This is a genomic window from Vibrio sp. 10N.222.46.A1, from assembly GCF_041473595.1.
In the GTDB taxonomy this organism is placed as follows: Bacteria; Pseudomonadota; Gammaproteobacteria; order Enterobacterales; family Vibrionaceae; genus Vibrio; species Vibrio tasmaniensis_A.
In genome coordinates this window covers 1-4,944 of record NZ_JBFRSN010000607.1, presented here as the reverse complement: position 1 = coordinate 4,944, position 4,944 = coordinate 1, and the positions used below count along the sequence as shown (strand labels likewise).

At 43.7% G+C, this 4,944-nt stretch carries 8 protein-coding genes; 7 read left to right on the top strand and 1 reads right to left on the bottom strand.

Annotation, left to right across the window (positions count from 1 at the left end):
- From AB4496_RS16930 to AB4496_RS16900, 7 genes are all read left to right on the top strand, one after another.
- Nucleotides 1-154 (top strand): JAB domain-containing protein (locus tag AB4496_RS16930; protein ID WP_372131430.1); only part of this gene is annotated, 154 nt, incomplete at its 5' end.
- Nucleotides 151-579, top strand: a complete 429-nt coding sequence (locus AB4496_RS16925; RefSeq protein ID WP_017104403.1) for a DUF2787 domain-containing protein — start codon at nt 151-153, stop codon at nt 577-579. The genes AB4496_RS16930 and AB4496_RS16925, both read left to right, overlap by 4 nt.
- A 49-nt stretch (nt 580-628) precedes the next feature.
- Nucleotides 629-1,069 (top strand): DUF2787 domain-containing protein, encoded by a 441-nt coding sequence (locus tag AB4496_RS16920; protein WP_004734954.1) that lies wholly within the window; start codon nt 629-631, stop codon nt 1,067-1,069.
- Between the two features lie 176 nt (nt 1,070-1,245).
- The gene (locus AB4496_RS16915; protein ID WP_017104404.1) at nt 1,246-1,497 is read left to right on the top strand and encodes a hypothetical protein; all 252 of its coding nucleotides are present in this window, start codon (nt 1,246-1,248) and stop codon (nt 1,495-1,497) included.
- A gap of 148 nt (nt 1,498-1,645) precedes the next feature.
- Entirely contained in the window at nt 1,646-1,981 is a 336-nt protein-coding gene (locus AB4496_RS16910) for a hypothetical protein (RefSeq protein ID WP_004734952.1), read from the top strand.
- Nucleotides 1,982-2,088: 107 nt separating this feature from the next.
- Nucleotides 2,089-2,775: a hypothetical protein gene (locus AB4496_RS16905; RefSeq protein ID WP_017104405.1), complete on the top strand. Its 687-nt coding sequence runs from the start codon at nt 2,089-2,091 to the stop codon at nt 2,773-2,775.
- 56 nt (nt 2,776-2,831) lie between these two features.
- The gene (locus tag AB4496_RS16900) at nt 2,832-4,304 is read left to right on the top strand and encodes a hypothetical protein (RefSeq protein ID WP_017104406.1); all 1,473 of its coding nucleotides are present in this window, start codon (nt 2,832-2,834) and stop codon (nt 4,302-4,304) included.
- Nucleotides 4,305-4,343: 39 nt separating this feature from the next.
- Here AB4496_RS16900 and AB4496_RS16895 read toward each other — a convergent pair.
- Nucleotides 4,344-4,944 (bottom strand): inovirus Gp2 family protein (locus AB4496_RS16895; RefSeq protein WP_372131428.1); only part of this gene is annotated, 601 nt, incomplete at its 5' end.

Genomic DNA, 4,944 nt, shown 5'->3' with positions numbered 1-4,944 from the left:
CAACCATCCATCAGGCGATCCTGAGCCGTCCCAAGCAGACAGGCGCATCACGACGAGATTGCAAGATGCTTTAGCGCTCATTGATGTTCGAGTTCTGGATCATATTGTTGTTGGGGAACAATGCACGTCGTTTGCGGAAAGGGGCTGGTTATGATTGAGAAACACTATGGTGACATCACCCTCAATAGCAAACTCCACCAGCAGTTAGAGCAAACCATCGCTCGCTACTCGATCCCTAAAGACACGACACGCATTGCACTCAACTGCCGAAATACAAGCTACTACAAAACAAAGGAAGGGGTCGCCCCTGTAGAGATTCAGTTAAAGCGGGAGAATTCACGCTCTCATTGGAATTTGGTTTTTGTGGCCAATTTCACTTATCAAGATGAAACCACCGACTCGCTCGATGTGTATCTCTATTTCCACCTACTTAATCACTGGTGCTATCAACCAGATGCGGGGGCAGCGAGCCTGAGCCATCCAATCACAACAAAAGTGTTCCAAGCCTGGATGTGCGCTTTCCATGAGCATTTAACTCAGCATGTCTTCGATGACATACAACTCACTCAAGTCCGCTAAGGCTAACCAATCACCACACTCTTTCATCTAAATTCAAGGAGGCATCAATATGTCTACTCTGCTCTTTCACCCATCAAGTTTACCTGTGTCTGACAAACTTCACGCACTGTTAAACAACCATTTTCAACAACAATTAACCCAGTGTGAGTCAATAGCCCAAAGTACTTACCTGACGTTCAACTTTCGAGATAGTTCATACAGCTCAGAAGCTGGTGGATTTCACCCTGTTGAAATCGCGATGACACAGATCTCCAGTGGTCTATGGAATGTCGAATACATCACTGATTTTGCTTACGTTGGGAATGTGTATCCAGAATTGGCGCGATGTCTAGACTTTGATTTTCGAGACCAAGCGTTCTTTACAGAGTTCGGGGGATGGAGCCCAATCAAGGGCAACTATTCCGCTGTAGAGATGTTCGAGCTTTGGCAGGATAACTTCTTAAACTACATCGATATGGAAGCGTTTGACTCTATATCTATCACTTCGTAATGAGAGAACAACCCGTCCGGGTCTATGTCACGATACAAAGGCACCGGACCACTACAGCCATCAAAAGTCGTGCTTCGGAGAGAGCTAACCCTATATGTAGCAAGGCCTGAATGACTTTTCATCATTGACTCCCACCCCACGACTTATCACTACATTACCGATAAGTGATACCAATCATGCCCAATATCTCCCCATTAAAAGAGCAGCTCACAAAAGCGCTCATCAGAGTCGCTCTCGCGAGTTGTCATTACCTTAATGAACAGTATCAGCACTTTAAAAAGGAGGTAGAGCAAAGCTCAGATCACGAACTGTTTGAATTCGTTCAACGCCTTTCTTCGGCTCACCTAAAACGGCTCTTAGCCACTATTGAGTTGATGAATAGAGGTTACCTACTAAGTGAAATTCTAGAAGCAGCAAAGGATAAATAATGGCCTTTCCCGAGGTCATTTAAATTCAAATATACAGCCCATTTCACATAATCATTATCCGCCATTTGAGTGAGACGTTATTTGTCTCACCCATCCTTATTCTAATGCCATCAGTGATGGTTCATAGACACCCAACTAAGGATTCACAATGACCACAAGTAATGTACTGCATCATACCAATGATGAAGAGCTCATCGCTTTAATCCAACGAAAAGAGTCGTTCACCTTAACTCGGGTAAAAAACTTCTCTCAGACGGTGAAAAAGATTGAGCGGCTTATAGAGGCTCAAAATCTATCATGTCGAATATACACAGCAGGTCGCTCTACAACGATGGCTGCCACCTTGGCTTCCGGCCCCGCTGTCATTTTTGGCCTAGCTTCAGCAGCCGCAATATCGGCGCATAATTTAGCCACAAGAAACCCAGACTATGAAATAGCTAAATACCCTTTCGCAGACAAACTCGTCATTAACTACAAGAAGTAATCGTATCAGGCTGTGTGGCCACCAGCCGATCCCTAATCAACTTGATTCTTAAACTCATCACTCAAAAGTGTTGAGGCGATTGATCACGTTTCAATTTTGGTGGTCCCATGCCCTCTAAACCCAACAAGCAACGCATCGAACATATTGAGTTGGTGTTTGAAGTTTACTCTCTCATCCCTACTCAACGAAAGATCACGGCGAACGAAGTTCATCAACGACTAACAAATACGGGCATTGAACGCTCTAAACGCACTGTACAACGCTGCTTGAACATCTTGACGACTTATCTAGATGTGGAAAAAGACGATAGAAGCCTCCCTTATAGCTACCATCGACGAGCTCATTCTCAATATGCTATTGGCCCTAGCGAGTCTCTACTTATTGAACTCGCTTTTGAGAGCTTAAGATCGATGCTTCCTGAAAGTTGTCGTTCAAGTGTTAAGGACTGTTTTGCTCCGTTACTGTCAGCGAATCATCACCAAACCTCACGTACTCATGTTCGGCATAAACGGCTTGGTAACAAAGATGATTATAACGAGGCTCTTTTTGACAAACTTTGTCTATCCATCTATCACCAACGCGAAGCTCGGCTCCATCTACGTAACGAACAAGTGCTTCAATACGTTTGTCCACTTGGGTTGGTATTAGAGAATGATTGCCTTCAATTGATCTACCAATTCAAAAAGCGTATTTGCTCAGCCCCACTCAACCAAATTCAAGACATCCACGTCAGTACGTTCGAGTTCACCTACCCTGAAGGGTTTTTACTATCTGAGGCCATTACCTCTAAATAAAACTCAACACTCAAGATCAAGACCAACATGTTCAACTAACCACACAAGGAAGGATTATGAAAAATACAATGTTATTGAGGACAACTCTTGTCAGCTCTATCGCTTTAGCTCTGACAGCGTGCGGAGGGGGTGGCGGTACTAATCCAGGTACTCCGTCTGCTCAAATCGCAGGTGTGGCTATCGATGGCTATGTCGAGGGTGCTACTGCGTTCCTAGATTACAACTTCAATGGTGTACAAGACGATAATGAACCTAGCTCTACCACAGATCAGAACGGTCGTTTCGATTTTGCTATTGAAGAAGATGACTTAATTTGTAAAGAGTACTCACCAATTATCGTCAATGTGCCTACTGGTGCATACGATAGCGATTATGGGTTAGTTAATAAACCTTATAGCTTAACCTTTCCGCCCTCATTCTCATCTGACAACGTAGGCGAAGATGTATTTGCTACTACTCCATTCACTACAGTGATTTGGTCAGCTGTTGAAACAGACCTATTACAAAGTGGCGTAAGCAACTGTAAAGAGTTGGCTGCGAATACTGAAGCGCAAAACAAAGTTGTACGTCTAGTCGCCGAGAAGGAATACGAGTTGGGTAACCGCTACAACATTCCTGCTAACGAGCTATACGCAGACTTCATCGCTTCTGGTAACACCGAGCAGCATCAACTAGCCCAGCTTCTAACCAGCGGTCTAGCAAAAGGCTATGCTGAAACTTCAGCTCTAGTCGATGCGAACCCTAACGCTTGGAAAGCTACAGTTGAGTACTACGTTGAGAAAGACGACGCAGGGAATTTCACTAAGTGGTATCGTGAAGAACGCGTGTTTGATGCCGACACACATTCTCTACGTGTATTTGAAGTTTCTGTTGACTTAGAAACTGTAGGCCGCCTCATCGTTTACCGTAACAAAATCAAAGCCGAAGAAGGCGCAGTGCAAAAATACACTGATGACCTAATCGACTACCTACCAGAAATCAGCAAATACGGTTGTGGTTTAACTAATGATTACGTACAGAACTCAAAAAACTACGGCAACGACACTGTTACATTCTCTGTATCCGCTTCTGTTCTAGTTGACGACCATACTGCATGTGCAGATACACTCGTGTACTCTTCTAGCGTACCTTACGCTAACGTCATTCGTGAATTGAAAGACGGCAATGTGTTACTACAAGCTGGTATGTGGGGTTTTGACTTTGGTGACGATGCTGTTATCAATGACCTAATCAACGATGGTTTGTACTCTAACATCACAGACCCAACAGTGCTGGACCAGTTCTCAACTTGGAACTACTCACTGGACTCAACTGAATCTTACGATGCATCACGTTGGACACGTACATCAGTTGTAAGTACAGCTGAGAAAAATGTCATCACAGACGTGAATAGCAAAGGTATCTGGATTGTACGTACCACTTACCCTAACGGCACTCACCAAACGCAGTGTGGTGACTCTCTAGATACTTTAGTGGACGTGGCTCATATGGGGGGGTGTGAAGAACTGCCCATAGTGCCTGCTAACTAATCATAACGAGTCGAGAGGGGATGTATCCCCTCTCTTTTTTTATTTTATTGAGCAACCAAAATTTCTGTTTCCAGTACCAAATTGCTTGGTGCGTACTTTGGCAAAGTAACTGAGACGACGAAATAGCTCGTCAAGAACAGAAGAAGACCTAAGGCTATTTACATCGATGTGGTATACACAATTGTCAGGAAAGTGCACTAAACGACCACCATCATCAAGATCAGTATCTAATGCCCGACACCATGCCGTTTTAATTTTGTGAGATAGGTTGTTTCGGTTAGAGAATGACCCCAGGCTGTTATATACATCCTTGTTAAACAGCAGAACAAGGTGATAGTGATGATGTAACGCTTTATCTTTTTCCTTCACCCATACATATCTTAATCGACATTTCCGTTTCGGTTTCCCTGCTCTTTCTTTCCTTCTTAAATCAGCCTGTATTTGCGCATCCAACGAAGCAATGAAGTTTTTCATCAAATTTGATTCTTCCATCACCATTAAAAGCGGTAATCGCAAATCAACTCTTACCGCCATCGTTCTAGGATGATCATCCAAAGCTAAATCCAGCGTGTCATAAATCCTTTGTAGATAATCAACTAACAGGCCTTCTTTCTGTTTCAAAACAGGTAGGCCATTGAAC